The organism is Paraburkholderia flagellata (assembly GCF_021390645.1).
Taxonomy (GTDB): domain Bacteria; phylum Pseudomonadota; class Gammaproteobacteria; order Burkholderiales; family Burkholderiaceae; genus Paraburkholderia; species Paraburkholderia flagellata.
This window is the reverse complement of sequence record NZ_JAJEJT010000004.1, coordinates 1,075,301-1,101,838: the sequence shown is the minus strand read 5'-3', so window position 1 is coordinate 1,101,838 and position 26,538 is coordinate 1,075,301. Positions and strand designations below refer to the sequence as shown.

26 protein-coding genes and 1 pseudogene are annotated in these 26,538 nt (G+C 61.6%); 12 read left to right on the top strand and 15 right to left on the bottom strand.

Going from position 1 to position 26,538, the window contains the following annotated elements; translation table 11 throughout:
* Positions 1–74: 74 nt before the first annotated feature.
* The 5 genes from L0U83_RS35520 to L0U83_RS35500 all read right to left on the bottom strand — a co-directional run bounded on the left by L0U83_RS35520 (position 75) and on the right by L0U83_RS35500 (position 6,248).
* Entirely contained in the window at positions 75–959 is an 885-nt protein-coding gene (locus L0U83_RS35520) for a LysR substrate-binding domain-containing protein (protein ID WP_233889200.1), read from the bottom strand.
* Positions 960–2,212: 1,253 nt separating this feature from the next.
* The gene (locus tag L0U83_RS35515; RefSeq protein WP_233888818.1) at positions 2,213–3,886 is read right to left on the bottom strand and encodes an FAD-dependent oxidoreductase; all 1,674 of its coding nucleotides are present in this window, start codon (positions 3,884–3,886) and stop codon (positions 2,213–2,215) included.
* A 16-nt stretch (positions 3,887–3,902) separates the two neighbouring features.
* On the bottom strand, positions 3,903–4,928 hold the full coding sequence (locus L0U83_RS35510; protein ID WP_233888817.1) for an aldo/keto reductase: 1,026 nt from the start codon (positions 4,926–4,928) through the stop codon (positions 3,903–3,905).
* A 76-nt stretch (positions 4,929–5,004) separates the two neighbouring features.
* Positions 5,005–5,871, bottom strand: coding sequence for an NmrA family NAD(P)-binding protein (locus L0U83_RS35505; RefSeq protein ID WP_233888816.1), 867 nt, complete (start codon positions 5,869–5,871; stop codon positions 5,005–5,007).
* Between the two features lie 35 nt (positions 5,872–5,906).
* Positions 5,907–6,248: a DUF4148 domain-containing protein gene (locus L0U83_RS35500; protein ID WP_233888815.1), complete on the bottom strand. Its 342-nt coding sequence runs from the start codon at positions 6,246–6,248 to the stop codon at positions 5,907–5,909.
* A 159-nt stretch (positions 6,249–6,407) separates the two neighbouring features.
* Here L0U83_RS35500 and L0U83_RS35495 point away from each other — a divergent pair, with 159 nt between their 5' ends.
* Positions 6,408–7,322, top strand: a complete 915-nt coding sequence (locus tag L0U83_RS35495; protein ID WP_233888813.1) for a LysR family transcriptional regulator — start codon at positions 6,408–6,410, stop codon at positions 7,320–7,322.
* Between the two features lie 43 nt (positions 7,323–7,365).
* On the opposite strand, the gene L0U83_RS35490 is transcribed toward L0U83_RS35495, so the two are convergent.
* The 5 genes from L0U83_RS35490 to L0U83_RS35470 all read right to left on the bottom strand — a co-directional run bounded on the left by L0U83_RS35490 (position 7,366) and on the right by L0U83_RS35470 (position 13,697).
* A complete protein-coding gene (locus L0U83_RS35490; protein ID WP_233888811.1) occupies positions 7,366–9,375 on the bottom strand; it encodes a beta-galactosidase in 2,010 nt (669 codons plus the stop codon).
* Positions 9,376–9,459: 84 nt separating this feature from the next.
* Positions 9,460–10,311: a carbohydrate ABC transporter permease gene (locus L0U83_RS35485; RefSeq protein WP_233888810.1), complete on the bottom strand. Its 852-nt coding sequence runs from the start codon at positions 10,309–10,311 to the stop codon at positions 9,460–9,462.
* Positions 10,312–10,325: 14 nt separating this feature from the next.
* Positions 10,326–11,273 carry a carbohydrate ABC transporter permease gene (locus tag L0U83_RS35480; RefSeq protein ID WP_233888809.1) on the bottom strand — a complete coding sequence of 316 codons (948 nt, stop codon included), beginning with the start codon at positions 11,271–11,273 and terminating at the stop codon, positions 10,326–10,328.
* 16 nt (positions 11,274–11,289) lie between these two features.
* Complete coding sequence (locus L0U83_RS35475; RefSeq protein WP_233889199.1) at positions 11,290–12,525, bottom strand: ABC transporter substrate-binding protein; 1,236 nt, start codon at positions 12,523–12,525, stop codon at positions 11,290–11,292.
* A gap of 20 nt (positions 12,526–12,545) precedes the next feature.
* Positions 12,546–13,697 carry an ABC transporter ATP-binding protein gene (locus L0U83_RS35470; RefSeq protein WP_233888808.1) on the bottom strand — a complete coding sequence of 384 codons (1,152 nt, stop codon included), beginning with the start codon at positions 13,695–13,697 and terminating at the stop codon, positions 12,546–12,548.
* A gap of 214 nt (positions 13,698–13,911) precedes the next feature.
* Between L0U83_RS35470 and L0U83_RS35465 the strand changes: the two genes are divergently transcribed.
* The 4 genes and pseudogenes from L0U83_RS35465 (at position 13,912) to L0U83_RS35455 (ending at position 16,555) form a co-directional block, all read left to right on the top strand.
* Positions 13,912–14,955 (top strand): LacI family DNA-binding transcriptional regulator, encoded by a 1,044-nt coding sequence (locus L0U83_RS35465; RefSeq protein WP_233888807.1) that lies wholly within the window; start codon positions 13,912–13,914, stop codon positions 14,953–14,955.
* Between the two features lie 372 nt (positions 14,956–15,327).
* Complete coding sequence (locus L0U83_RS35460) at positions 15,328–15,582, top strand: hypothetical protein (RefSeq protein ID WP_233888806.1); 255 nt, start codon at positions 15,328–15,330, stop codon at positions 15,580–15,582.
* Between the two features lie 113 nt (positions 15,583–15,695).
* Positions 15,696–16,016 (top strand): annotated as a pseudogene (locus L0U83_RS40960) (DUF6537 domain-containing protein); the annotation flags it as partial.
* Positions 16,017–16,045: 29 nt separating this feature from the next.
* The gene (locus tag L0U83_RS35455) at positions 16,046–16,555 is read left to right on the top strand and encodes a DUF6537 domain-containing protein (RefSeq protein WP_308445110.1); all 510 of its coding nucleotides are present in this window, start codon (positions 16,046–16,048) and stop codon (positions 16,553–16,555) included.
* A 23-nt stretch (positions 16,556–16,578) separates the two neighbouring features.
* Here L0U83_RS35455 and L0U83_RS35450 read toward each other — a convergent pair whose 3' ends face one another.
* On the bottom strand, positions 16,579–17,049 hold the full coding sequence (locus L0U83_RS35450; protein ID WP_233888803.1) for an Lrp/AsnC family transcriptional regulator: 471 nt from the start codon (positions 17,047–17,049) through the stop codon (positions 16,579–16,581).
* Positions 17,050–17,213: 164 nt separating this feature from the next.
* Between L0U83_RS35450 and L0U83_RS35445 the strand changes: the two genes are divergently transcribed.
* A complete protein-coding gene (locus L0U83_RS35445; protein WP_233888802.1) occupies positions 17,214–17,966 on the top strand; it encodes a helix-turn-helix transcriptional regulator in 753 nt (250 codons plus the stop codon).
* A gap of 32 nt (positions 17,967–17,998) precedes the next feature.
* Here L0U83_RS35445 and L0U83_RS35440 read toward each other — a convergent pair whose 3' ends face one another.
* Positions 17,999–18,364, bottom strand: coding sequence for a RidA family protein (locus L0U83_RS35440; RefSeq protein ID WP_233888801.1), 366 nt, complete (start codon positions 18,362–18,364; stop codon positions 17,999–18,001).
* A 13-nt stretch (positions 18,365–18,377) separates the two neighbouring features.
* Positions 18,378–19,517, bottom strand: a complete 1,140-nt coding sequence (locus L0U83_RS35435) for a branched-chain amino acid ABC transporter substrate-binding protein (protein ID WP_373321175.1) — start codon at positions 19,515–19,517, stop codon at positions 18,378–18,380.
* Positions 19,518–19,870: 353 nt separating this feature from the next.
* Here L0U83_RS35435 and L0U83_RS35430 point away from each other — a divergent pair, with 353 nt between their 5' ends.
* The 6 genes from L0U83_RS35430 to L0U83_RS35405 all read left to right on the top strand — a co-directional run bounded on the left by L0U83_RS35430 (position 19,871) and on the right by L0U83_RS35405 (position 24,304).
* Positions 19,871–20,863: an aldo/keto reductase gene (locus L0U83_RS35430; protein WP_373321174.1), complete on the top strand. Its 993-nt coding sequence runs from the start codon at positions 19,871–19,873 to the stop codon at positions 20,861–20,863.
* Positions 20,864–21,017: 154 nt separating this feature from the next.
* A complete protein-coding gene (locus tag L0U83_RS35425) occupies positions 21,018–21,797 on the top strand; it encodes a PhzF family phenazine biosynthesis protein (protein ID WP_233888800.1) in 780 nt (259 codons plus the stop codon).
* Positions 21,798–21,890: 93 nt separating this feature from the next.
* Complete coding sequence (locus L0U83_RS35420; RefSeq protein ID WP_233888799.1) at positions 21,891–22,685, top strand: 2-keto-4-pentenoate hydratase; 795 nt, start codon at positions 21,891–21,893, stop codon at positions 22,683–22,685.
* Between the two features lie 35 nt (positions 22,686–22,720).
* A complete protein-coding gene (locus tag L0U83_RS35415; protein ID WP_233888798.1) occupies positions 22,721–23,206 on the top strand; it encodes a RidA family protein in 486 nt (161 codons plus the stop codon).
* Between the two features lie 57 nt (positions 23,207–23,263).
* Complete coding sequence (locus L0U83_RS35410; protein WP_233888797.1) at positions 23,264–23,998, top strand: SDR family oxidoreductase; 735 nt, start codon at positions 23,264–23,266, stop codon at positions 23,996–23,998.
* A gap of 99 nt (positions 23,999–24,097) precedes the next feature.
* Entirely contained in the window at positions 24,098–24,304 is a 207-nt protein-coding gene (locus L0U83_RS35405) for a transposase (protein WP_233888796.1), read from the top strand.
* Between the two features lie 48 nt (positions 24,305–24,352).
* Here the strand turns inward: L0U83_RS35405 and L0U83_RS35400 are convergent, their stop codons facing one another.
* Positions 24,353–25,453: a polyamine ABC transporter substrate-binding protein gene (locus tag L0U83_RS35400; RefSeq protein WP_233888795.1), complete on the bottom strand. Its 1,101-nt coding sequence runs from the start codon at positions 25,451–25,453 to the stop codon at positions 24,353–24,355.
* A 41-nt stretch (positions 25,454–25,494) separates the two neighbouring features.
* Entirely contained in the window at positions 25,495–26,424 is a 930-nt protein-coding gene (speB, locus tag L0U83_RS35395) for an agmatinase (RefSeq protein ID WP_233889194.1), read from the bottom strand.
* Between the last annotated feature and the right edge of the window lie 114 nt (positions 26,425–26,538).

The window sequence follows — 26,538 nt, the reverse complement described above, 5'->3', positions numbered from 1 at the left end:
GATTGGTGCCTGTAGTGTCGGCGGACAGGGCAACGGCATCAACGCAGAAACGTTCAACAATGGCTGAGAAAAATTCAGGTGGACGCCGCCTCCCGCTCGATCCACGCGAGGAACCGTTGCACACGAGGCAATTCGGCGTTTTGCATCGGGTAAACCAGATGATGCGCGCCGACTTCAACGGAATAAGTCTCGTCGAAAACAGGCGCCAGCAAACCATCCCGGATTTTCACCGAAGCCAGCGTGAGGCTTTCAAGCGCGATGCCCAGGCCGAGCGCCGCTGTTTCGATCGACATGTACGAGCGGTCGAACGCAAAGTCGAACGTCTTCTGCCCGGCGGATACGCCCGTTCGGCCAAACCACTGTTTCCACTGGACGAGCGGCGTCTCCGAATAGATCAGACGATGCGCCAGCAGATCTTCCGGTGTCGTGACGGGATGTCGCTCCAGATAGGCGGGGGAAGCCAGCGGCGCAATGAACTCGCCACGCACTGTCTTCACTTCCAGATTGTCCCAGTTGCCGTAACCATGCCGGATGTCGATATCGTAATAGCCGTTTGAAAACGAGACGTTTTCATAGGAACAAGCGAGATTGAGTTGAAGATCGCCGTTTGCTTCCTGAAACGAAGTGAGCCTCGGAAGCAGCCACATGAGTCCAAAGCTCGGGCTCGAATGGACCCGCAAGATGTCGACCTCTGTACGGCTCGACGCGCGCTCCGTCGCGCGGCTCAGATCGGCGAGTGAACCGGTCACGTCGGAAAGGTAGCGCTCGCCAGCTGGCGTCAACACAAGGCCGCGCCCTGATCGTTGAAACAACGGCTGGCCGATGATCGACTCGAGATTGCTGAGCTGATGGCTCACGGCCGAAGCCGTCAGGCCCAGTTCTTCCGCCGCACGGTTGACGCTTTTGGTTCTGGCGACGCTTTCGAACGCGATGATGGACTTAAGCGGTGGAATACGCATCGTGAATTTATTCAGGTTCAGTTGCAGTTGAACGAAACCGCCGTGTCCGCGCGTCGTCTGCGCTGCCATCCTGTCGACAACCCGTACAGGCCGCACGAAGAAAATATGGCGACGAACCCAATATGGCAGGCCGGAAGCTTCCACATCACCGGCATTATATTTTGATGCGCTGCACAATTGCGCTGGAAACAGAGATGCATTATCCGTTTTTCCTTCCTGATGCGCGACCGGATCTCGTCACCTGACGAGCAAGGCACGGACCCAGATCTCCGACTGAATGTGCGGTGGACGATCCACCCAGCAATGCGAACGCAGTGCTCGGCCTCACGGGTTTGCGGCCGTGAGTCACCCCTGAATCGCGACTGGAGATGTGAAATGGCCGAACAGACGCATGGGTTGTCGGCCCGCTCGATGAGCTTAAGCCCTACGAGCGTACTGAAGGGGTTTGATGTATCAAGCGCACCCGGAGAAGTACATGCTTTCCAGTGTGGCGACGGCGCGGAGATCGGTGTGTCGACAAGCTGTTCTGCAGGTGCGACGAGGAGTCATTTGCACGCGTGAACAGCAGTCGCTGCTCGGACTGTGTGCGAGTGATGTCATTGGTTGCTGGACGCGACTCGACGCCAAGCGGAGCCAAGCGCAGCCACGCAGCGCGCAGTCCTCAACGCAAACCGTCGCCCATCACCAGTGGTGGTGTTCCCACCCCCTGTGCCAACCACCACCCTGCCCATTGCCATAGCCGCCGGCCGGCGGTCCCCGATATACGTCTGGCGGTGGACTGGTCTGGTAGACGTAGGTACCCGGCGCCCCATAGGCACCCGGTGGTGCGAAGCGGGATTGATAGGACACCGGCGGTGGTGGCGGCGGAATCGGTGTGTAATAGCCACCCACGTTAGCTTGAGCCAGAGCGGGCACGGGTGTGCAGAGCGCCGCAGCGATCGCCAGCAGCGGAATTGCGTGCTTCATGATGTGACTCCGCGTCGGTTTGCCAATTCGCACCGACTGTGAGACGGCCATTTGAAGGATAGTCTCTCGACCCATCGGCAAATGAAACCGTCCGCGCTCATCTGTAACGGTCGGTAACGCGCTTATGACCTGGTCTGCAAAATTGCGACAGTCGCGCTGTTTCTTGCTTCAGTCGATTCGAGCTTCGTGAACGGCGTGGAGTTGTCTGTCGACGGCCTCCCGATTCGATAGAGGGGAGACACTCAACTCGATCCATCGCGCACGAATCGTGCAACGCTCGACACGCGTCACCCGAAGCTTGCAAGATATTGGTGAATGGCCTGAATGGCGCCTGCTCCTTCTCCGACGGCAGCCGCTACTCTCTTGACGGAGTTGCTCCGCACGTCGCCGGCGGCAAAGATACCCGGCCGGCTCGTCTCGAGATCGTGCGGCGGCCGATCGGCTTTCCACGTGTCGCCGGTAGCGGCGCCGGTCAGCACAAAGCCGTTCGCGTCCAGGGCAACACAATTGCCAAGCCACCGCGTATTGGGCTGAGCGCCAAGAAAAAGGAAGACGTGCCGAATGGGCTTGTGTTCGATCTTTCCCTGCCGGTCCCAGCCTATTGCCTCTAATCTCGACTCGCCCAATAACTCGACGATCTGTGTCCTCGTGTGAACCGTGATGTTGTCCGCCGCATTGATCCGTCTGATCAGATACGCCGACATGCTTGCGCTGAGCCCTTCGCCGCGAACAACGACGTGGACATGACGCGCGAACGTCGCGAGGTACACCGCAGCTTGTCCCGCCGAATTTCCGCCGCCCACGACGATCAATTCTTCGTTGTTGCAGAACCCGCCCTCCATGAATGTCGCACTGTAGTAGACGCCGCGACCTTCAAAATCTTCAAGGCGGGGAAGCTCCGGCTTCCGATAGCGCGCGCCGGTGGCAATGACGACTGCGCGAGCGTAAACACGCTCGTCATGATCGAGGCCAATCCGAAACGATTGCGTGTCTGTGCAGTCGATCGTCAGTGCCTCGATGGGCACGCCGACCTCGGCGCCGAACTTGCGGCATTGAGACAGGCCGCGACCGGCTAGCGCCTGCCCGGATATGCCCGTTGGAAATCCAAAGTAATTTTCGATCTTCGAACTGGTGCCGGCCTGACCTCCCGGTGCCTTGGCATCCAGAACCGCAACCTTCAAACCCTCCGATGAGGCGTACACCGCGGCTGCGAGCCCTGCGGGTCCCGCGCCCACTACGACGAGGTCGAAGTGCTCTCCATCGAGCCGGTCGGGACTCAGGCCGATTGCATCTGCGACGGCCCTGTGGCTGGGTTGCATCAGCACCTTGCCTTGCATCGTGACCACAATCGGGATGTCGGCTTCCGTTGCACCATAACGCGTCAGGAATTCTCTCGCCTCGGCATGCGCGACAATATCGAAGTAGGCCGAGGGTTGACCGTTGCGGCTCAGGAAGTGGCGCAGGTGCAGCGTGGGTGCCGAAGACGTACTCCCAATCACCATCAAGCCTACCTGTTGACCTTTGATGAAGGCGACCCGGCGCAGGATATAGGCGCGCATGATCGTTTCGCTTAATTCTGCTTCGGCAATCACGAGAACATGCAAGGATTCCTCATCGATGACGATGACCTCGCAATCGGACACGGCGCGTGTCGTGGCCACCGCAGCGCGGCCGGCGAGCGTGCCAACCTCGCCGGTGAAACTGCCGGGACCGTGTGTGCCAAGGAGTCGAGGGCCCTGCACGGAAGCTCTCGTCGCCTCGATCGTTCCGGAAAGAATGGCGAACATGCCCGTGTGCCGGTCGCCTTCGGAATAGAGGATGTCGTTGGCTTTCAGCTTGCGCCGCTCGCCGTATCGCTCCAGTATCGCCAGCTCCGTTTCGGTCAGCCTGGGATAGACCTGATGGTAGCGGCTGCCGCCTGACGAAAGGTCGTCGAGGTTGCCTGAAGCGTCGTTGGTCATCGCGGGCTCCATCAAGTCAAGTCAAGATGCGATCCTTGTCGTGGAACTGCTGCATCCAGTGTGGATATGGTACCTCCGGTTGCGACACGCGATCGAGACGGTCTCTCTGCGTGTCCGAAAGCACCACCTTTTGTGCGTTCAAGTTATCTTCGAGATGGGCCTCGGTGCGTGCGCCGATGATCACCGAGGTCGCTTCGCTGCGTCCCAACACCCACGACAGGGCAACCTGTGCCGGCGTAGCATCGAGTTCCGTCGCGATCTCTCGCAATTCGAGCACAATGGGGTCGGCTTTCACCGGATCAATCGGCGGGAAGTTCAGCATCGCGCGACGCCCCATTTCCGCGCTGTCGCCTCCCGCGGTATATTTGCCGCTCAGGTATCCGCCCGCGAGCGGACTCCACACCAGAAGCGCGACATCATTGGCCAGTCCCACAGGCGCGATTTCGTGCTCGACGTCCCGGCTCGTCAACGCATAGTGAACCTGATTGCTAACGACGCGAGCCCAGTGGGTGCGGGTGGTAATACCCTGCGCACGCTCCAGGTCGCCCGCGCTGAAATTACAGACGCCAATGTGCCGCACCTTGCCCTGCGTGACGAGATCGTCGAGCGCGCGCAGCGTTTCTTCAAGCGGAACGAGTGCATCGCGGTCATGCAACTGAAACAGGTCGATATGATCCCGGCCGATACGCCGAAGGCTCGTTTCCACCGACCGCATGATGTGCGAGCGGCCGAGGCCCACGTCGTTATGCCCGGCGCCGGTGCGCAGCCGGACTTTGGTCGCGACCAGCATGCGCGACTCATCGAGTCCAAGATCAGCCAGTACCTGGCCGACGACCGCTTCAGATTGCCCTTGCGAATAGGCGTCAGCCGTGTCGATCAGGTTGATGCCGCGCTCTGCGGCCATCGCGACAAGACGTGTGGCCTGGGCACGGTCGAGGCCGGCAATCTCGCCCCAGATTCCGGTACCGGCGCCAAAGGTCATGGCGCCAAGAGAAAGACGGGCAATGCGCAGCCCTGAGCTGCCGAGTGTGCGGTATTCCATGGAGAATCCTGATGAATGTTGAGCGATTGGCACGCGGCAACGCGACATCGTGTACGCGTCACCGGGTGCGCCCGCGTTAGACCGCTTGTGAGACGAGGTCTCGCAGAACGGTTTCCAGCTCCACTTCGCCCTTGACGATGTCGGCGTCCTCGCCTTCGAAGGTGATCCAGCCTTCATTGAACCCGTCGAGCATGCGCATGCGCGGCGACGGCTCCTTCATTCCCTGGGACCGGAACAGTGCTTCCCACGTGTCACGCTGAACGACCTCCGCGCGTACTGCATGGCCAAGAATTCCGGCAAACGTCTCCGCGATGTCGATCGGAGTGACGCGCCGCGGCCCTTCCAGTTCGACGACACGCACACCACGCCAGCGCTCCAGGAGCAGTTGTGCGGCGACGCGGCCGACGTCCGCCGTGGCGACCATCGGTACGGGCTTGTCGAGCGGTTGCAGGAAGCTGGGAATCGTCCCCGTATCGCGGGCTGGAGCCACATCCCACGCGGCGTTTTCCATGAACCAGCCTGGCCGCAGGAACGTAACCGGCATGGGCAGTGTGCTCAGAGCCTGTTCCATCAGCGTGCGTTGCGTGAGCAGATTGGTCTCGGTGGCCTGCGCGCCGATCGTCGAGAGGCAAACCACCTTCTCTGGTGCCGCTGACTCAAGCGCGGCGCGCACGGCGTCGATGACAACGCGTGCCTCGGGAAAGCCAGGCGACGGATCGAAGTCGGACGGCGGCAGAATGAAGACACCTTGCGTGCCCTCGAAAGCGGCCGCCAGTGACGCCGCGTCGTCCATGCCGGCTGTCACCACTTCACACCCGCGCTCAGCCCACGTACGTGCCCGCGCGGCATCGCGTACTACCGCGCGTACCGGCTGGCCCGCTGCGAGCAACGTGCGCGCCACCGCACCGCCGACCTTTCCTGTTATCCCTGTGATTGCATACATTGCAGTTTCTCCTTGCATGGATAGATGTGACCCGATCAGTGATGTGCGTAAAGCGAGGCGAACTGTGGATTCGCGGGAGCCGCTTGAGCGCTGACGCGAATACCTGAAGCGGACGAGCCGATCGGCGCACCGCCCACGCCGCTGTCGACGTTCGACCCGGCAACGTTGCGCGATGCCACAGCCGCTTCGGCGGCCTGAATGTCGGTGGGGTAATGGGGATCATTGGCGCGGCCGGGCCGGTAGCCCGCGCCTTCCAGTTGGACGAGTTCCGCGCGCACCTGTGCACGGGTGACGGTCGAGCTGGATTCCTGAGTGTATCCAGCGGCGGGAAAGGCGATGGCGGCTGCGAGGGCCAAAGCGAGATGACGGGTATTCATGGCAATGCTCCTTGGGGTTGTGGAGTTGAAACGTCCTGTTGGGATGCATTGTGGGTAAACGCGACGGGAAACTAAATGACACGAATGACACTTGAGAGATGACAGACGGTTACTAATCCGTCATAGTGCGATTTTTGACGCGCGGTGCAGGGAGCGCCCATGGGATCGTCCAGCGTGAATCTCTCCAGCGGTATCAGCGTATTTGCGGCCGTCGTCGATGCGGGGACATTTGCAGCGGCGTCCGAATTGATGGGTATGTCGCCACCTGGGGTGAGTCGGGCCATCGCTCGACTCGAAACGCGGCTGAAAATTCGCCTCTTCAATCGGACGACGCGCGCCGTTTCCCTGACCGAAGAAGGCCGACGGTTCTACGAGCAGGTCATGCCGCACTTAAGGGGAATGGAGGAGGCGGCCGCAGCCGCGGCAGGAGGCGGGGTGACAGTACGGGGGAAGCTGCGAATCAATCTTGATCCGGCTTTTTTGCGCGTCGCTCTGGGCCCGAAGCTCGACGAATTCATGGACGCGCATCCTGAACTTGATATCGAGTTCATCGCGAGAGATCAACTCGGGGACCTCATCATGGACGGTTTCGATCTGGCCTTGCGATTTGGCGAACCCCGCTCATCCAGTCTGATTGCGCGAAAGCTTCTGGACACCGCAGTGGTCACCGTCGCAGCACCCTCTTACGTCGCTCGCCGGGGGCGGCCAGCGGAGCCTCAAGAACTGGGGCGCGGCGTCCACAGGTGTCTCGAATTCCGGAACCCGGAAACCGGAAAGCCATATCCGTGGGAGTTTCATCGCAAGCGCAAAAAGCTGGTTGTCGAGACGAATGGCAGGCTGACGGTGAATGATCCGAGCGCACTCCTCAACGCGTGTCTGGCTGGCTCCGGCGTCGCGCAGATGCTGCTGCTCGGAGCGGAACCTCTCATTCGGGAGGGGCGCCTTGTCAATCTGTTCCCGGACTGGCCTGATGAGCGCTTCCCGCTCTATGCGTACCATCCATCGCGGTACCACACACCGGCCAAGACGCGAGTATTTCTCGACTTTATCGTCGCTTTGACGCGTACGAGTTAGCAGCGAACATCAGCGGGTGGTGAATGCCGATGTTCGCATCATGCTAGGCGACAGACGCGGCAGTGGCGTTTTCCTCGACAAGAATTTCCACAGAGCCGGGCCCGAGTATGATGCTGCTGGCAGGCAAGCGCCGATCTGATAGGGCGCTCACGTAGTCGCGAACGGGTAGCAATATCTCTTTGGGCTCCCTGGTGAGATTCAGCACAAAAAGTATCCGTCTTTCCTCTGAGCTTCTTACCGCGACTTCCACCCCGTCGGGAAGCTCGAATTCGCACTCGACGCCGGCATCGCTCGCGATGCGACGCATCAGTATCTGACTTGCCGTCTCGTGGAGGACTGTGCCGACGTAGTACACCACGCCCTTTCCATGCGCATTTCGGGTGATTGCTGACTCGTTTGCAAAATACTCGCTCGCATACGTCGCGATGGTTTCCGCCGTGACAGGGGTCAGAATGTCACACCATTGACCGCTAGACAGTTCCTCGCCGCTGTCGAGATTCAGCGTCTGGATGTCCTTGCCCACCGGATCGTATTCATCGACATACACGCCGGCAAGGTCTGTTAGCAAATTCGGAAGCCGATCCGGCAGACAGACATTGTTCAAGTTCTTGACGCCGGAGCGTGTGGTCAGTACCAGCGTTCCGCCGTTGTCGACGTACTGCTTTAGCGTCGCGGCAATCGTCCCGTCAATCAGGTACAGCATCGGCGCAATGACGAGCTTGTAGCCCTGAAAATCATCTCGCCAGTTGATGACGTCTGCGCCGACGCCCATTTTCAGCAAAGCAGAATGGACACGTTTGAAGTTGCCCAGATAATCGAATCCGTCAGCTTGCGGCTGGATCTGGAAAGCGTTCATCTGTTCGTGCGAGAAGAGCATGGCCACATCGTGCTTGAGCGTCGTGCCCTCAAGCAGCGGCGCAAGCTTTTGCGCTTCCTGGCTAAATTGAACGAACTCTTCGAAGCGACGGCCGGGCACTCCATGATGGTCCAACAGCCCGTGCCAGAATTGCTCCGCACCGATACGCGCTGAGCGCCAACGAAATTGCACAATCGCGTCGGCACCGCGTGAAACGCTTTGCCAGGCGTAGGCGCGAATCATTCCCGGGAAAGGCGTGCGCGACATCGGGTACCAACAACCCGGCGTTCCGCTCAACTGTTCCATCACCCAGAAGTTCTTGCGCTTTACCCCACGCGTCAGGTCGAGCGTCAGCGCTCCGTGGTACATCCTGGACTTTGAGTCATCGAGGAGGTCGGTTGCCGGGTAATAGTCGACAGATGCAAAGTCCATGCTGTCGAACATGTCGTAGTAGTCGGCCGTCACAGGATATCCCCACAGATTGTGGGTCACGAACTTGCCGGGGCTGTTCTTTCGGATCAGCGCGGCCTGGAAGCGATTAAAGTCCGCGACCGCATCTGACGAGAATCGCCGAAAGTCGAGCAGGAAGGAAGGGTTGAGGTACGGTGAACCGCCACGGGGTGTGGTCACCTGGTCCCAGTCGCTGTATTCCCCGCTCCATACGACCGTGCCCCATTCGCGATTGAGTGTTTCCAATGATCCGTATTTTCGCTGAAGCCATCCACGGAAAGACCGTGTGCAACTCTCGCAGTGGCAATCGTTCGCCGCAAGTTCATTGTCGGTTTGCCAGCCGATAACCGCTGGGTTTGGCGCATAACGCTGCGTGATCTGCTCGATGATGCGCTCGCCGAACTTGCGTAGCGACGGACTGTTGTAGCAGCGGTGCAGTCGTACGCCTGCGAATATCGCATTGCCTTTGTTATCGACGGGAAGAACGTCCGGGTAATCGTGAGTGAGCCATACGGGTGGTGTTGCTGTCGGCGTTCCAATCACCACATTGATTCCGTGCCGGGCCAAAACGCCAATCGCCTGGTCGAGCCATGCGAACTCGAACTTGCCTTCGGCCGGCTCAAGTCGCGACCATGCGAACTCAGCCAGGCGAACAATGGTGATACCGGCTTCCCGCATCTGCCACGCGTCTTGTTCCCACAGCGAAACGTCCCAATGCTCGGGATAGTAGTCGACACCCACTTTCATGGAGAGATTCCTCTTTTTAATTGTCAGGGACGCACGGCGCCCCGCGAGACCGAAGCTCGCATTCGATGAACGATGTGTATTGGCTCAGCCCTTCGTCGCGCCGAACGTCAATCCGGCAATGAAGTGCTTTTGCATCGCGAAGAAAATGACGACGGACGGCAGAGCGGCGAGGAGTGAACCCGCCGACACGAGATTCCAGGCAGTCGTCCACTGGCCTTTGAGCGCAGCGACGCCGACTGTGATGGGCGCGGCGTCGTCGCCCTGCGTCAAGCAGAGCGCCCAGAAATAGTCATTCCAGACAAACGTGAACACGAGAATGGCAAGCGCTGCCAGGGCCGGCGCGATCAGCGGCAGGATGATTCGATAAAACAACTGCCATTCAGTGGCACCTTCGATCCGCGCCGCTTCGACAAGCTCGTACGGAAGTTCTTTAATGAAGTTCCGCAAGAACAATGTGCAGAAGCCGGTCTGGAACGCGATGTGGAAAAGGATGAGTCCTTCGAGTGTGTTGAACAGGCCTAGCTGAAGTGTCAGTTGACGCACGGGGATCATCAGCACCTGGATCGGAACAAAGTTACCGGCCACAAAGATACCCAGAATGCTGTTGTTGCCCTTGAATGGATACGTCGCCAGCGCAAATCCTGCCATTGAAGCCAGCGCGATAGATCCAATGACTGAGGGCACCGTGATCAGACAACTGTTCATGAAGTAGTGAAGCATCGGCGAGCTGAACAGCACCGTGCGATAGTTCTCCACCAGCGCGAACCTCTCGGGCCAGCCCCAATAGTTGCCATTGGTCAGATCATCCGTAGAACGAACTGACGTCACGAACACAGCAATCAGTGGAAGTAGCCAGATCAGCAGGGCGATGGGCAGCGAGGTCTTGTAGACCTTGCGTCCCATCGGGCTCCAGCGGCTTACGGGGGTAGGGTACATAGGCGATTTCCCTGTTATCGATCAGTGTGAAGGAGCCGGCGAAGTTGGTACACGATGAAGACCAGCATGATCAAAAACAGCACGACCGCAATCGCCGCCGAATAGCCGTATCTGAAGTACTTGATGGCCTGGTCGTACATGAAATAGGCCAGCACCGTTGAGCTATCGAACGGGCCTCCCCCTGTCATCACCGCGATCAAATCGAAGCTGCGGAGCGCGCCGATGATGGTCAGCACGACTGAGAGGAAGGTTGCCGGCCGCAGTTGAGGCAGCACAACGTGCCAGAGCAATGCCCAGCCCGTTGCTCCCTCCATCCGTCCGGCTTCGATGATTTCTGGATTGATGCTCGTGAGGTTGGTGAGGTAGAGCAGCATGCAAAACGGAATCTGCGGCCAGAGCGCGGCGGCAATCACGCCGAATGTGGCGTAGTGCTCATCTCCCAACACAGGAATGCCGTGCCCGACGATCAGCCGTAAGAGTCCGAATGCGGGATCGTAAAACCAGCTAAAGACAAGTCCGACAACGACGCCTGACAGCACGAACGGCGAAAAGAACAGCGACTTGATCAGCCGCATGCCAGTTACGCTCTGGTTGAGATAGAGCGCAAACGCCAACCCGATTGGCGGAGCCAGCAGGAACAACACGAGCCACAAGACATTGTTCTTCAGCGCGACATAGAACGTATCGGTATGAAGCAACTCGTTGTAGTTCGCGAGTCCGACAAACACTTTTTCACTCATGCCGTCCCAGCTATAAAGACTGAGCACGATGCTGCTGAGGATCGGATAGATCACGTAGATGCAGAACATCGTGCACGCTGGCAGCAAGAACAGCAAAGCCGCTCGCTTGCGCTTTCTGGCAAGAGGCGCCGACTGCCGGGCCGCTGACGAGCGGCGGGTGTGGCGGCGCTGATCTGCGGGTGAGCCGTGACTTACCGACTCTCTCGTTTCGGCTGTGGCCATCTGAACTCTCGCGTGATCAGGACTTGCTGTAGACGCGCTTGCGCGTCTTTTCGAGGTCGGCAAGGATGTCGTCGAGCTTCGAAGGATCGCTGATGAAGCGTTGCATGCCCTTCATGCCCTCGTCGGCCATTTCCTTGGTCATGTCGCGGTCGTAAAACTGGGCCACGCCGCCTTTGGTCTCCGACAGGATCTGGAAGCCGATTTTGGCAATCGGATCGTCGGGCATCGCTGCCTTGTTGTTGGCAGGCAGCGTTCCCACGCCTTTTGCTAGCGTGGCGTCGTTCTCCGGTTGGCCGATAAACGCAAGGAACTTCCGCGCATCAGCCTTGTTCGCCGCTCGCATGGGGATATTCAGACATTCCGCAGAGCCATCTTCAGCAGGCGTCACCTTTGGATCCACGATCGGGAATTTGAAGAAGCCTGTTTGAACCTTCGTCGCCGGGGGCAAGCCAGGCGACAGGAAAGTACCCATCAGCATCATCGCCGCTTGTCCCTGGATGTACAGCGGCTGCACGGAATCGAGGCTGTATGAAAGCGGATTGTCGATGAAATACTTGTTGTCGATGAGTGTCTTCCACGCGAGATACACATTCTTCACACGCGTGTCCGTATAGGGAATATCACCGTTCATCAGTTTCATATGGAAGTCGTAGCCGTTCATGCGCAGATCGAGATAGTCGAACCACGCTGCGAGCGTCCACGAATCGCGACCGCCGACTGCAATCGGTGCGATGCCGGCGGCTTTCAACTTTTTGCAATCGTCGAGAAATTCTTGCCAGTTTTTGGGTTCGCCTTTGACGCCTGCCTTTTCGAACAGGTCCTTTCGATAGTAGAGGCCCCAGGCAAAGTACTGCGTCGGCATTGCGTATTGCTTGCCGTTATAGGATGAAGCCGTCTTCAGGGAGGCGAACTGCGTGTTCCAGTCGTTCTTTTGCCAGTCCGCCGAAAGGTCTTCGAGCAGGCCGCGCTTCGCGTAGTACGCCATGCGCTCGCCCTCGTGCCAGTTGATCCCATCCGGTGCGACCGACGTAAGCCAGGCAGGTAGTTGGACCTTGTACGTCTCTTCTTCGACGAAGGCGACTTTGGTGGTCACGCCCGGGTTGGCGTGCTCAAACTCCTTGATCAAGTTTTCCCAGACGGCGCGAGTCTCCGCTCCCTTGAACGCAATATTCAACTGGAGCGTACCGGCGCTGGCGACCGTCGCAACAGAAAGAGCGGCGCTCAGAACCGAGAGCGCAATGGTTCGTTTCATAGATGTCTCCGTAGATTTTTCTAGTGAAGCTTCGGTACTGCGCTGCCTTCGGCGGTGAATAGATGACAAGCGTTGGAATTGAACCGGATCGTGACGTGCGTGCCTGGTTGATATGCCACGTCACCAGGCTGCTTGACGACGACGGGCGATCCGGCGAGATCGTCGAGGTGAAGATAGCTGTGCTCGCCGAGTCGCTCGACGAGGGTGACTTCGCGTTGGAGCGCCTGTCTTGCACCGTCGCCATCGTGCGCAGTCACCTTGCCTTCGATGACATCGTCGAAGTGTTCGGGGCGAATGCCCAGTTGCACAGCCTGTCCAGTTTGCAGCGACGATCCATCGACTTTGACCAGGACGTCCTCGTTGGTCTTGTCCAGACTTACGATGACGCCGTCGTGGCCCGACGATTTGATCGTCGCGCCGAGGAAGTTCATCTTTGGACTGCCAATGAACTCGGCAACGAACCGGCTGTTCGGGCGGTGATACAGGTCGAGCGGCGAGCCGACTTGCGCAATGCTCCCGAACCGCTCGGCATCGGCGCCCGCGCGCAACAAGACGATCTTGTCGCCAAGCGTCATCGCCTCGACCTGATCGTGAGTCACATAGACGGTGCTGGACTGCGCGAAATTGCGATGAAGCTTTGCAATCTCGATTCTCGTCTGGCTGCGAAGCATGGCATCGAGGTTCGAAAGCGGTTCATCGAACAAGAACACACCGGGCTCGCGCACAATGGCCCGACCGATGGCAACGCGCTGGCGTTGCCCTCCAGACAGCGCTGCGGGCTTGCGCTTGAGCAACGCGTCGAGTTGCAGCGTCTTCGCCGCTGTTTGAACTTTGGCCGCCACCTGGTCGGCGGGTAGGCCCGATAGCTTCAATCCAAACCCCATATTTTCCTCAACCGTCATATGGGGAAACAGGGCGTAGCTCTGGAAGACCATCGCGACCCCCCGTTTGGCGGGGGGGACTGCATTCACAAGGCGGCCACCAATCTCGACATCGCCCGACGAAGCGTCTTCAAGGCCCGCGATGATGCGAAGCAGTGTTGACTTGCCGCATCCCGAAGGGCCAAGGAAGACACAGAACTCGTTCTCCCCGATGTCCAGGTCGATTCCGCGTAGTACGGGCGCGTGATCTCCATACGCCTTGGTCACGCCTTTCAGTGTGATGGCCGCCATGTCTCCATTCCGCTTGGTTTAACGTTACATCACCCGATTTCAAAAAAAGGCCGTGAGGCCTGTCCGGAGGTAACCGTATCTATGGTTTGAACGGACTCTACGCCGGTTTTTTGCCGCGCGCAATAGGTCTTCCACCCGGGGACGAGTTGACAAGTGCTCGCTGCATCGATTGAATGTTGCGACGGCGTCCATTTCCACCCGATACGAACACACCATGAGCAGTAAGCATTTCACTCCGGCAGTCACGATCAGAGACGTGGCAGAAGACGCCGGCGTCTCGGTCATGACAGTCTCGAATGTGCTGCGTGGCCGGGGGCGAGTAGGAGAGGAGACGCGGCTGCGCGTGCTCGAGGCAGTAGAGAGACAAGGCTATCGCCCGAATCTGACTGCACGGGCGCTCGTCGAGCGAAAGGCGCCAACGCTCGCATTGATGCTTAGCTGTATCACGAACCCCTTCTATCCGGAGTTCACGCTTGCGGCGAACCTGGCCGCGCTCAAGCATGAACGCCATCTTCTTGTGTGCAACACCGATCACGAGCCGGATCGCGGCACGAGCTTTCTGCAACAGGTTGCCGGTTCGCTATCGGACGGCGTTCTGGTCGCGAACTACGGAGAGTTGCCGGTCGAGGAACTGAAGGCGCTTCAGGCGCGCGGAGTCCCCGTTGTCATATCGGTCTGGGAGCTTGCTGACGAACCGCCGGGAATTCCGTGCGTGACCTTCGATTCGAAAGGCGCCGCGAGACTTGCCGTGGAACACCTGGTCGAGTTGGGACATCGTCGCATCGGGGCGATCATTGGCAGCCCGAAGAATGGCATACATCGAGCTCGCTATGCAGGCTACCAGGAGGTCATGCGGGAAGCCAAAATTCGACGGGTCGCGGCTGACGAGCGATTCACGGAAGACTCGTTTGATGACGGCTATCAGGCGGCGACGGACTTGCTAACCTCTCGCCCGGATTTGACCGCGATATTCGTATCCAACGACCTTCCCGCGCTTGGCGTGTTGAATGCGGCATCAGATCTAGGGTACTCAGTGCCAGGAGACCTCTCGGTTGTCAGCATCACGGACATCGTTCCGGCCAGGCAATCGCGGCCCGGTTTGACGACTGTGGCTATCCCGACCACTGAGTTGGCGGAAAAAGGGATTGGGCTGCTTGTCGATCTCATGAACGGACGAGCCTCTCAGACGACGGTCATTCGCACTTCGGCACCGAGGCTCATTGTTCGAGGGTCGACGTCGGCGCCTTCTGACGCGTGATCGGCTGAACAGCCGCGACCCGCGCCATGCTTGGTGGTCGGGGAACCATAAATCTTTAACTTGGGAAGGAGTTAAGTGCCGATTCATCCTCTTTTGCGCCGAGTATTGGAGCTGCCTTCGATGGGCCGTCACCAGATAAGTCCGTAGTCTTGCTGAAAGGTATATTACTCGCCGCGGCTGGTGAAATACGCGGGATCGCCACACTGGTGCTTGCCGCGGCGTTGCGGTGATCGTCGCCCCGCACCGCCAGGCGGAAGCGCCACCGTACTGCCGCAGGGTCCGTTCGAGCACGGTGACGGCGGAGGGCGCTGAGGCCTCAGGCATGGCGCGCAGGCGCTTGCGCTTCCGGTACTCGATGGCCGCATCGTGTTCATGCAGCAGCGCGAACACGGCAGGGTGCTCGCGTTTGGCGTCGGCCAGCGACGGGCAGCCGCGTTTCAAAACGGCGAGCGACCAGCGCACATAGACCGGGTGGCCAAGGACGTGCGCGACGTACAGGAGCGCCGCGTCGATCGCGTCCGGCAGACGTTGCGGCGGCCGGCAGCCGGTATCGGCCAGCAGGACGGACCGGGCGCACTGGAGGGGTTCATCGTGCCTTCCTCGTGGGCGTGCTGGGGGCTGTCTTAATTGCTCTGGCCGTGCGGTGGGGGGCTGGCCGCGCAGCGGTCGCCTTGCCCCTTCCATTGACTGACTCCGCGCCGACCCGCGCGAGCATCTGCCGCTGCTGCTCTATCAAAGTGATGAGCGCCGCGGCTTCCGCAGCAGCGTGCTGCCGGGCTTCGCGTTCCTGTGACAAGTCCGTGAGCAGGCGCTCGCGCAGCGACTCGAGCGCGGCCAGGTGTTCGGCGGCCCGCGCGAGTTCCGCCTCGATGCGTTGCCGTTCGGTCTGGAACGATCCCGCTGTGCTCGGGCGTGTGAGCGGACCCGAAAAGGCCGCGGACGATCCATTCGACCTTGAACGCTTCGTGGCCGATCGCGTTGGCGATCTCGAGCGTTATCAGAACGCGGCCTACGGGCGCCGCTATCTCGCGTTCGTGGAACGTGTTCGTGATGTCGAGCGCCGGAGCGCCGGAGCGTCGGAGCCGTCGGCCTGCTTGCCGAGTCCGCGGCGCGTCACTACTTCAAGGTGCTCGCCTACAAGGACGAGTACGAAGTGGCGCGACTGCATATCGACGGCAGCTTTAGCGCCTGGCTTGCCGGGCTCTTCGACAGAACCGGCCAGAAGGTCTTCCATATGGCGCCGCCGTTGCTCACGCGCCGTGACGCCCGCACGGGACGCCGCAACAAGATTGCGCTGCGCGGCTTCTGGGTCGAGCCGCTGCTGCGTGTGCTCAGGCACGGCAAAGCGCTGCGCCGCACACTGCTCGATCCGTTCGGCCGTCAGCGGGACCGCGTGATCGGACGCGCGCTGATCCGCGAGTTCGAAGAGGATGTCCGCCTCGCGATCGAGCGGCTGACGCCCGCGACGCTCGACGCCGCCGTTGCGCTGCTAAACGTACCAGCCTCGACACGTGGCTTCGGCGTGGTCAAGGCGCGCCAGTACGAAGCCGCGCGGCCAGTGCGCGAGCGCCATCGCGCGAGGCTCGCCGAGCGCGTTTAAGGTCGTCCGGGTGCGTGGCCGCCTCAGATCAGCGGCACGGCGCGCATCAGCACGGTCTTGAGCGCGAAGCTCGACTTGATGTGCGCGACGCCTGGAATGCGCGTGAGCGAGCGCGTGAGGAACGCATGATAGGCATCGAGATCGCGGACGACGACGCGCAGCGTGTAGTCGGCATCGCCTGTCACGAGGAAGCAGTCCATGATTTCGGGCGCGAGGCCGACCTGCTCCTCGAAGCGCGCGATCGTGGCCTCTGACTGGTTGTCGAGCGTGACGCAGACGAAGACCGTCATCTTGCCGACGAGCCGCGCTTCGTCGAGCCGGGCCACGTAGCCGTGGATATAGCCACGCTCTTCGAGATGGCGCACTCGGCGCAGCGTCGGGGTCAGCGAGAGATGGATCTTCTCGGCGAGATCGCGCCAGCTCATGCGGCCGTCGACGCTCAGCTCACGCAGGATGCGCAGATCGATGCGGTCCAGTTGCTCGTTGTCTTGCATGTCAGGTTCTCCAGAACGTGCCGGCGAAACGGACGCCCATCGCCGGACGGCGACGGGTCGGCGCTACAATAGGCGCACCGACAAGGCCCCCGATGTTCCTCGTGAGGGTCATGACGCCGACACCCCAACCCGTACATCGGCAGGTCCTTTTCCATACAGCAGCGATGGCCACGAGATCCTCTTCTTCCTCGGCGTCCGCGAGCCGGCGCCGCCGCGCGTTGTCGCCCGAGATCCAGGCCGAGCGCACGGCCGTGATGAACGCGCTGCATCCGGTCGTGCAACTGCTCGGCAGCGTGCTCGGCTCGAACGTTGAAGTGGCGCTGCATGATCTGACGCATCCGGAAGACTCGGTCGTCAGCATCGTCAACGGGCACGTGACGGGACGCTCGGTCGGCAGCTCGGCACTGCGCGGACCGAAGGGCGACGTCTCGTACGCGGCGGTCATGGATGCGCGCTCGGCGCGTGGCGAGCCCGGCCACGCGATCATCGGCGACTATCCGACCGAGAATGCGTCGGGCCAGCCGCTGCGCTCGTCCACGGTGATCTTCCGCGACGCCGAGGGCTATCCGTTCTCCGCGCTCTGCCTGAACGCCGACATGACGATGTTCGAGATGGCGCACAACTGGCTCGAACGACTGCTCAATCGCAAGCCGGCCGAGGAGCCGGTGGCGACCACCGAGCCGCAGCTCGACGTGCTGATGAAGGAGATCATCGACGACGCCGTTCACAAGCTCGGCAAGCCGGTGTCCATGATGAACAAGGAGGAGAAGATCTACGCGGTGCAGGTGATGACGCGCCGTGGCCTCTTCATCGTCAAGGGCGGCGTCGAGCGCGCGGCGCTCGCGCTGAACGTATCGCGCCATACGATCTACAACTATCTCGAGGCGCTGCGCCAGCGCAGCGACGCGGCCAGCTGATACAGCCGGCGCGGCCTGCGCCTGTCGTTCATTCACCCGGCCCAGGCCTGCACCTCGATCTCGACACGCGCGCCGCCATAGAGCCGCGCTTCCAAGGCCGAGCGCGCCGGCGGCGCGGCGCCGACGAACTTCGCATACTCGTCATTGAACGGCGCCGATTCGCCGAGATCGGCGAGCCAGACGGTCGTCTTCACGATGTCGTCCATGGCGAGCCCGAGCGCCTTCAGCGTCTGCTCGATCGTCTGAAGCACGACGAGCGTCTGCGTGCGGATGTCGCCGTCGACGAGCTTGCCGTCGGCGTCGAGCGCGACGACGCCGGACAGGAACAGGAAGCCACCCGCGCGAACGGCTTTCGAGAGCGGCAGCGGGAGAGCGTGTGCATAGCGCTCGATGCTCATGTCGGTTTCCCCGTCATTGCGGCTGCATTTCGATGAGCAGCTTCTGCTTGCCGTTTACGTAGGTAAAGATCGAAATGACGCCGTGCTTGAGATCGCCGTTCGGCTCGTAGGCAATTTCACCCGTCACGCCCTTGTAGTCGGTCGACGGCATGGCCGCGAGGATTTTGGCCTTGTCGATTGAGTTGGCGCGCTTCATCGCATCAACGACGACATAGACGGCGTCGTAGTTGTACGGCGCATACGCCTGGATCGGCTGGCCGTAGCGCTTCTCGTAACGCACCTTGAATGCGGGGCCGCCCGGCATCTTGTCGAGCGCTGCGCCGGCCTCGGAGCACACAACGTTGCGCGATGCCGGGCCTGCGAGCTCGGCGAGCTTCTCGGTGCAGATGCCATCGCCGCCGACGATCTGCGCCACGATGCCGAGCTGCTGTGCCTGTTTGACGAAGGGACCCGCGCCGGCGTCCGCGCCGCCGAACATGATGACGTCGGGCTTCTCGCCCTTGATGCGCGTGAGGATCGCCCGGTAGTCGATGGTGTGATCGTTGGTCGCATCGCGCGACACGACCTCGACGCCCTTCGCCTTGACGGCCTGGCTGAACTGGTCGGCGAGGCCTTGTCCGTAGGTGGTCGCATCGTCGACGACAGCCACGCGTTTCGCGTGCAGCGTGTCGACGGCGTAGGAAGCGAGTGCCGGGCCTTGCTGTGCGTCCGTCGCCATTGCGCGGAACGTCGTTTTGAAGCCCTGCTGTGTGTACGCGGGATTCGTGGCCGTCGAGATCTGCACGATGCCCGAGCCGCTGTAGATCTTCGAAGCGGGAATCGACGCGCCCGAATTCAGGTGGCCGATGATCGCGACGATGTTGTCGTCCACGAGCGATTGCGCGACCGTCGTGGCGGTTCGCGGGTCGGCGGCGTCGTCCTTGCCCTCGAGCTTGAGCGTCACCGGGCGTCCGCCGATGGTGAGCCCCGACGCGTTGATCTCCTCGACCGCGAGCCGCGCGCCGTTCTCGGCGTCCTTGCCCATCGCGGCGAGACTGCCGGTAAGCGGATTCGCTGCACCGACCGTCACGACCTCCTGCGCCCGTGCCGTGCCGAGACAGAGTCCGAGCAGGGACGTACCCATGACGAGCCGCAAACTTTTGTGCATCTTCATTTCCCATCTCCAGTTACGAACGTTGGCAAACCGTGTGCGGCAAAGGTGACACCTCCTCTTTCGACAAAAGTCTATGAATTGTCGAAATATTAGTCAAATTGTAGAAATTCGGGATTAACCCTAGGGCAAACGGCGCGCACAGGCGAGGCCGCGTAGGACAGGGCGCATCGCGGCGCGCTTCGGAGCGGCTAGGCACGGATTCGTGGTTCAAACGTGCTAGCGGAGGCTCGAAGGAGTCGTTAATTTGGTCGGTATTCCTGCGGTGCGAGACCTAGACTGTGCGGATCCGTCCGACTCGACAAAGGCCTGGCGTGGGACGGCAGCGCACCGGCCATCATTTCTGGAGGGGCATCATGTTGATTCCACGCCGCAAGCTGGGACAGCAGGGACTCGAGGTTTCCGCGATCGGACTCGGTTGCATGGGCATGTCGTGCGAGTACGGGACGGCTGACGAAGCGGCGTCGGTCGAGGTCATTCATCGCGCGATCGACCTCGGCTGCACGTTCTTCGACACCGCGGAGGTCTACGGGCCCTACACCAACGAGGCGCTGCTCGGGCGAGCGCTGAAGGGGCGGCGCGATGCCGTGCAGATCGCCACCAAGTTCGGCTTTGCGATAGGGCATCCCGAGCACGGCGCGACCGACAGCCGTCCGTCGCACATTCGCGAAGTCGTCAACGCTTCGCTCGCGCGGCTGCAGACCGACTACATCGACGTGCTCTATCAACATCGCGTGGACCCGGCCGTGCCGATCGAGAAGGTCGCCGACACCGTCGCCGCGCTCGTGCGCGAGGGCAAGGTGCGCTACTTCGGGCTGTCGGAGGCCAGTCCTGGGACGATCCGGCGCGCGCACGCCGTGCATCCCGTCTCGGTGTTGCAGAGCGAATATTCGCTATGGGAGCGCGCCATCGAAACAGAAGTCATCCCTACTCTGCACGAACTCGGCATCGGGCTCGTGCCGTTCAGTCCGCTTGGGCGGGGCTTTCTGACAGGCAGCGCGAAGCGCGCCGAGGCCTGGCCGGAAGGCGATTTCCGCCGCACGAACGATCCGCGTCTGCAAGGCGCGAACTTCGACGCGAACATGCGCGCGGCAGAGGCCGTGCATGCGATTGCGGCTGCGAAGGGTGTGCCGTCGGCGCAGATCGCGCTTGCGTGGCTGCTTCATCGCGCCGGCGACATCGTGCCGATTCCCGGCACGCGGCAGATCGCGCGCCTCGAACAGAATCTGGGCGCGGCGCAGGTCTTGCTCAGCGACGGGGACATGGCCGCGCTCGATGCAGCCATGCCGCAGGGCGCGACGGCGGGACTGCGCTACAACGCCGAGAACCTCGCATTGCTCGACCGCTGACTTGCGCATGACGTCGCCCGCATGGCAACGCTAAGGGTATACGTCACTTTTATCCAATTTGACGACAAGTTCTACAATTTGTAGAATTCATTTGCACCCGACGATTCACGATGCCGCCGCGAGGCGCACTGTGCCCGCTCACAAGGAACCCGGAATGAAGCTCAGGATCTTTCAGGTCGACGCATTCTCCTCGAGGACACTGGAGGGCAATCCCGCCGCGGTCTGCCCGCTGGAAAGCTGGCTGCCCGACGAGATGCTCAAGGCCATCGCCGCCGAGAACAATCTCGCCGAAACCGCCTATTTCGTGGGGCACGGCGGCCGTTACCAGTTGCGCTGGTTCACGCCGCAGGTGGAAGTCGATCTGTGCGGGCACGCGACGCTGGCCACGTCGTGGGTGCTGTTCAATGAGTTGTCCGTCCCCGAGGACCTGTTGCAGTTCAGCACGCGCGGCGGTGAGCTTCGCGTGCGCCGCGCAGTCGACCAACTCGCGATGGATTTCCCCGGCACGATGCCACGACCCTGCACGCCGCCGCCGGCGTTGCTGCCCGCGCTCGGGATCGAGCGGGCCGAAGTGCTCGAGGCGCGCGATTACGTGGTCGTCGTCGATTCGGAAGCGGAAATCGCGCGGCTCGCCCCGGACTTCGCGGCGCTGCGCGAGTGCACGAAGTTCGGCGTCAGCGTGACCGCGCGTGGCGAGGCGTTCGACTTCGTCTCGCGCTGGTTCGGGCCGAAGGTCGGCGTCGATGAGGACATCGTCACTGGCGCGGCCCACGCGTGGCTCGCGCCGTACTGGGCGTCGCGCCTCGGCAAGCCGATCCTGACGGCGCAGCAGGGCGGGGTGCGCAAGGGGCAGGTGGGTTGCGAGGTGGTGGGCGATCGCGTCATCATCAGCGGCCATGCCGCCACTTACATGGCGGGGGAGATCTACGTGTAGATCACGCGCCGCATGCGCGTCGAGGCAAGCCATCGTCCTGATCATTTCGGATGACGAATCATGTGGATTCGGTCCACGTTGGGAGATCGTTGTATGACCATTGATATCGAGGCCGCTTCCGACCTGCTGTGGCGCGCCTGGCACGAAGGGCGCGTTATCGACGCCTTGCCCGATGGGCTGCGCCCACGCGACCGCGCGGAGGGCTACGCCGTTCAGGCCCGTCTCGCGGCACATTCCCCGGCGCCGCCGGCGGGATGGAAGATCGCGGCGACGAGCGTGGCGGGCCAGCGGCACATCAACGTCGACGGTCCGCTCGCGGGGCGCATTCTGGTCGAGCGCGTCCATGCTAACGGCGCGCACCTGTCGATGGCGGGCAACCGCATGAAGGTCGCGGAGCCCGAGTTCGTGTTTCGCGTGGGCCGTCCGCTGACGCCGCGCGCGCAGCCTTACGTGATCGACGAGGTCAGGGAGGCGGTGGCCGCCCTGTATCTCGGCATCGAGTTTCCCGATTCACGCTTTGCCGATTTCGTGACGGCGGGCGAAGCCCAGCTGATCGCGGATAACGCGTGCGCGCACGTCTTCGTGCTCGGCCCACGTGCATCGGGGACGTGGCAGGGCATCGACCTCGCGGCGCATCGCGTTCGTGCGACGGTGGCCGGCCGCGCGCGGCAGTACGAGCGCGAAGGCGAGGGCGCGAACGTGCTCGGCGATCCGTACATCGCGCTGACGTGGCTCGTCAACGAGCTTTCCCGTTTGCAGCTCGCGTTGACACCGGATCAGTTCGTCACCACCGGCACATGCATGACGCCGCTCAGCATTGAGCCAGGCGACGAAGTGACGGTCGACTATGGTGCGTTCGGAAGCATGACGTGCCGTTTCGAGCCGTGATGGCGCAGGACGGGCGCAGGTCAGGGAGGAGATCGATGATCGAGGATTTCGATGGACGCCTCGCGCGGCTCGGCGTGCAGCTGCCGCAGGCGCCGAAGCCGCTGTACAACTACGTCCCGGCGCTCGTATCGGGCAACCAGGTCCACGTGTCCGGGCAACTGAGCTTCGAGAACGGCGCGCTGCGGCATCGCGGCAAGCTCGGCGACGACGCGACGCTCGACGACGCGCGTGACGCGGCGCGGCTTTGCGGCCTCAACATCCTCGCGCACGTCCGCAACGCGTGCGGTGGCACCTTGAACCGTGTGACGCATTGCCTGCGCATGACGGGCTACGTGAACTCGACGCCGGACTGCACGGACCAGCCCGCCGCGATGGACGGCTGTTCGGGCCTGATTGTTGACATCTTCGGGGAGCGCGGGCGGCACGTGCGCACCTGTGTGGGCGTTGCGGCGTTGCCGCTCAACGGCGTGATCGTCGTCGATGCGGTGTTTGAAATTGAGCCGGACGTCGGCGGACGCTGACGACGGCGCCACGTTCGGCGCCGACCGGTTATCTCTGGGCTATCAAGGAGCAGCAACATGCAGCTTGGACTGGAATCGAAGCGCGCGCTCGTGACGGGGGCGTCGCGCGGTCTGGGTCGCGCTGTCGCCGGCGCATTACGCGCCGAAGGCGCCAGCGTCGCAGTGTGTGCGCGCGACGAAGCGCGGCTCGCCAAGGTCGCCGCGGAAATCGGAGCCACGGCCTTTGCCGCCGATCTCACGCCGAAGGGCGCATCGGCGCGCCTCGCCCAGGACGTGATCGCGCGGCTGGGCGGCGTCGACGTGCTGGTTGTGAACACGGGCGGGCCGCCGGTCGGCACGTTCGAAGCGGTCGACGATCTCGCGTGGGAAGGCGCCGTCGATAGTCTCTTCCTGAGCGCGGTCGGTCTCATTCGCGCCTGCCTGCCCGACATGCGGGCGCGGCGCTGGGGGCGCATCCTGATCGTCACGTCGGTCGCGGCGCTCGAGCCGCATCCGGGGCTCATCCTCTCCAACGTGATTCGTCCCGCGCTGCACGGGCTCGTGAATGCGCTGAGTCGTGAGGTCGCCGCGGACGGCATCACGGTGAACGCGCTGCTGCCGGGCTTCACGGCCACGGAGCGTTTGCAGGAAATCGGCGTGGACGACGATCAGGTGGCGAACCAGGTGCCGGCGGGGCGCATGGGGCGGCCGGAGGAATTCGCGGCGCTGGCGGCTTTTCTCGCGTCTGAACCTGCCGCATACGTTACCGGGCAGGCAATAGCGTGCGATGGAGGCCTGCTGCGATCGATCTAGCCGCGCCGGAGGTTCCGGCAAGAGGCGCTTGGTCGCTCTGATCTTACCCACGTTCGGTGGACACCTTGAAAGGGGCATACTAGCTCTGCGAGGTGTCTCATGGAACGCAAGGAATACAAGCGGTATAGCCGGGAATTCAAGCTGGAAGCGGTTCGGCTGGCGGCGCTGGGCGAGAAACCAAAGGCGCAGATTGCTCGCGAGCTTGGAATCCGTGTGAACCAGTTGCGCAACCTGCGCGACCACGAATGTCAGCTCGCGCTGGCGGGCGAATCCTCGAGATACCAAACGGTCGTCCACATGACCTAAACAGCGTCTGGTGCCAATGTAGCCGGGCTTTGGGCAGCCTGCGTTGGCTTATCCGCCCGACTTCAACTGTGCCCAAAGCCGGCTCTCAAGCCGCTTGATCTCAGCCGGCAACGGCTTCATGAGGAATAGCGTCTTCAGCACGTCGGGCGGTGGGTAAACGGTAGGGTTGTTCAAAATATCCGGGCGGACGAATTTACGCGCCGCGGCATCGGCATTCGGATAGAACACCTCATTCGTAATCGCCGCGTGCACTTCCGGGCGCTCGATGTAATTGATCCACTCGAGCGCTGCCTGCGTGTGCGGTGCGTCCTTCGGAATCGCCATCATGTCGAACCACACCGGCGCACCGCCTTTCGGTATGAAGTACTTGATCTCGAAGTGCTTGTTCGCTTCCTCTGCGCGATGACTTGCCATCGACACGTCGCCCGACCAGCTGAGCGCAAAGCAGATGTCGTCGCCCGCCAGATCGTTGATGTAGCTCGTCGCGTTGAATTGCGTGATGAAGGGGCGAATTTTCTTCAGTGTTTCGTAAGCGGCTTGGTAGTCAGCCGGCACAGTACTATTTGGGTCCTTGCCGAGATAGTGCAGCGTTACGGCGAATACATCTGCCGGCGCATCGAGCACCGATACCCCGCAAGTCTTGAGCTTGCTCACGTACTCCGGCTTGAATAGCACGTCCCAGCTGTCGAGTGGCACATCGTTGCCCAAAATCTTCTGCACGCGTGTCACGTTGTAGCCGAGTCCGGTTGTGCCCCATGCCCATGGCACTGCGTACTGATTACCGGGGTCGGCGTCCGCAACGAGCTTCAACAAGTCCTTGTCGAGATTCGCGAGGTTCGGCAGCTTCGACTTGTCCAGCTTCTGGTAAATGCCCGCGGCGATCTGCCGTGCAAGGAAGTTGGATGTGGGCACGACGACGTCGTAACCCGTCGATCCGGTCAGCAGCTTGGCCTGCAACGTCTCGTCGCCGTCGTAGACGTCATATCGGACGTGGATGTCAAATTCCTTTTCAAAATTCGGTACGGTATCCTTAGCTATGTAATCGGCCCAGTTGTACAGATTGAGCTGCCGGTCGTCGGCGGCCTTCGCAGCGCCCAGCGCGCAGAAGAGCGTCGCGGCAAAAAGCTGTCTCGTCACAGGTTTCAACATGGTGGTGTCCGCAGAGTCGTGTCGGGTCGTCGGTCAGGAAATCAGGCGTAGCGGTGGCGCACGAGTTTTCTGTGGCGCATCAGGCACAGAATGTCGGCAGCGATGTGCGCCGCGGCGAGTGCGGTCACGTCACTGTGGTCATAGGCCGGTGCGACTTCGACCACGTCGGCGCCGATCAGATTGACGTCGCCCAGCGCACGCACGATCGCGAGTGCCTGCGCCGAACTCAGCCCCCCTGCCACAGGCGTGCCGGTACCCGGCGCGAAGGCTGGATCCAGGCAGTCGATATCGAAGGTCAGATAGGCGGGCGAGTTGCCGACGATCGACAGCACTTCGTCGACCACCGCCTGCGTGCCGTGTCGATGGACCCACGGCGCGTCGAGAATGCGCACGCCCATGAAGTCGTCGTTCCAGGTGCGGATGCCGATCTGAACCGAGCGCGCCGGGTCGATCAATCCTTCGCGGATCGCCTTGTAGAACATCGAGCCGTGGTTCAGCGAGTCGCGGTTGTCGTCCGGCCACGTGTCGCAATGCGCGTCGAAATGAATCAGGCTCAACGGCTTGCCGTATTTTTCCGCGTGCGCGATCAAGAGCGGCCAGGTGATGTAGTGGTCGCCTCCGAACGTCAGCATCTGGGCGTTCGTCGCGAGGATTTTGCGCGCATGCGCGACGATAGCGTCGCGTATGCCGAGTGGATTGTGTGCGTCGAACCAGCAGTCGCCGTAATCGACCACATTCAGGTGATCGAACGGATTGACGCCCCACGGGTAGGCGCCGAGTTCGGCCAATTGCACGGAGGCGGCACGCATTCCAGCCGGACCAAAGCGTGCGCCTGAGCGGAACGTGGTGGCGAGATCGAGCGGCACGCCGGAAACGGCAACATCGACGCCGGTGAGATCGCGCGTGTAAGGCCGGCGCATGAACGACAGCACGCCAGCATAGGTCGGGGCCGCGCGTTCGCCTTCGGCCATCGCGCTGGAGGTCGGGAAGGGTGATTCGATCGAGGTCATCAGAGGCGTTCCGGTTGATTGAGGGGGGGGCGCAGTACAAATATTCTTCATGCGTCCATGGTCAGGCAGGACGAT

Bases quoted from the DNA above. Each gene is read 5' to 3' on its own strand.
- L0U83_RS35520 (WP_233889200.1), bottom strand. From the start codon at position 959: ATGCGTATTCCACCGCTTAAGTCCATCATCGCGTTCGAAAGCGTCGCC.
- L0U83_RS35505 (WP_233888816.1), bottom strand. From the start codon at position 5,871: ATGTATGCAATCACAGGGATAACAGGAAAGGTCGGCGGTGCGGTGGCG.
- L0U83_RS35445 (WP_233888802.1), top strand. From the start codon at position 17,214: ATGGCCACGAGATCCTCTTCTTCCTCGGCGTCCGCGAGCCGGCGCCGC.
- L0U83_RS35430 (WP_373321174.1), top strand. From the start codon at position 19,871: ATGTTGATTCCACGCCGCAAGCTGGGACAGCAGGGACTCGAGGTTTCC.
- L0U83_RS35410 (WP_233888797.1), top strand. From the start codon at position 23,264: ATGCAGCTTGGACTGGAATCGAAGCGCGCGCTCGTGACGGGGGCGTCG.
- L0U83_RS35500 (WP_233888815.1), bottom strand. From the start codon at position 6,248: ATGAATACCCGTCATCTCGCTTTGGCCCTCGCAGCCGCCATCGCCTTT.
- L0U83_RS35405 (WP_233888796.1), top strand. From the start codon at position 24,098: ATGGAACGCAAGGAATACAAGCGGTATAGCCGGGAATTCAAGCTGGAA.
- L0U83_RS35435 (WP_373321175.1), bottom strand. From the start codon at position 19,517: ATGAAGATGCACAAAAGTTTGCGGCTCGTCATGGGTACGTCCCTGCTC.
- L0U83_RS35420 (WP_233888799.1), top strand. From the start codon at position 21,891: ATGACCATTGATATCGAGGCCGCTTCCGACCTGCTGTGGCGCGCCTGG.
- speB (WP_233889194.1), bottom strand. From the start codon at position 26,424: ATGGCCGAAGGCGAACGCGCGGCCCCGACCTATGCTGGCGTGCTGTCG.
- L0U83_RS35450 (WP_233888803.1), bottom strand. From the start codon at position 17,049: ATGCAAGACAACGAGCAACTGGACCGCATCGATCTGCGCATCCTGCGT.
- L0U83_RS35495 (WP_233888813.1), top strand. From the start codon at position 6,408: ATGGGATCGTCCAGCGTGAATCTCTCCAGCGGTATCAGCGTATTTGCG.
- L0U83_RS35470 (WP_233888808.1), bottom strand. From the start codon at position 13,697: ATGGCGGCCATCACACTGAAAGGCGTGACCAAGGCGTATGGAGATCAC.
- L0U83_RS35440 (WP_233888801.1), bottom strand. From the start codon at position 18,364: ATGAGCATCGAGCGCTATGCACACGCTCTCCCGCTGCCGCTCTCGAAA.
- L0U83_RS35510 (WP_233888817.1), bottom strand. From the start codon at position 4,928: ATGGAATACCGCACACTCGGCAGCTCAGGGCTGCGCATTGCCCGTCTT.
- L0U83_RS35515 (WP_233888818.1), bottom strand. From the start codon at position 3,886: ATGACCAACGACGCTTCAGGCAACCTCGACGACCTTTCGTCAGGCGGC.
- L0U83_RS35425 (WP_233888800.1), top strand. From the start codon at position 21,018: ATGAAGCTCAGGATCTTTCAGGTCGACGCATTCTCCTCGAGGACACTG.
- L0U83_RS35460 (WP_233888806.1), top strand. From the start codon at position 15,328: ATGCAGCAGCGCGAACACGGCAGGGTGCTCGCGTTTGGCGTCGGCCAG.
- L0U83_RS35465 (WP_233888807.1), top strand. From the start codon at position 13,912: ATGAGCAGTAAGCATTTCACTCCGGCAGTCACGATCAGAGACGTGGCA.
- L0U83_RS35400 (WP_233888795.1), bottom strand. From the start codon at position 25,453: ATGTTGAAACCTGTGACGAGACAGCTTTTTGCCGCGACGCTCTTCTGC.
- L0U83_RS35415 (WP_233888798.1), top strand. From the start codon at position 22,721: ATGATCGAGGATTTCGATGGACGCCTCGCGCGGCTCGGCGTGCAGCTG.
- L0U83_RS35490 (WP_233888811.1), bottom strand. From the start codon at position 9,375: ATGAAAGTGGGTGTCGACTACTATCCCGAGCATTGGGACGTTTCGCTG.
- L0U83_RS35480 (WP_233888809.1), bottom strand. From the start codon at position 11,273: ATGGCCACAGCCGAAACGAGAGAGTCGGTAAGTCACGGCTCACCCGCA.
- L0U83_RS35485 (WP_233888810.1), bottom strand. From the start codon at position 10,311: ATGTACCCTACCCCCGTAAGCCGCTGGAGCCCGATGGGACGCAAGGTC.
- L0U83_RS35475 (WP_233889199.1), bottom strand. From the start codon at position 12,525: ATGAAACGAACCATTGCGCTCTCGGTTCTGAGCGCCGCTCTTTCTGTT.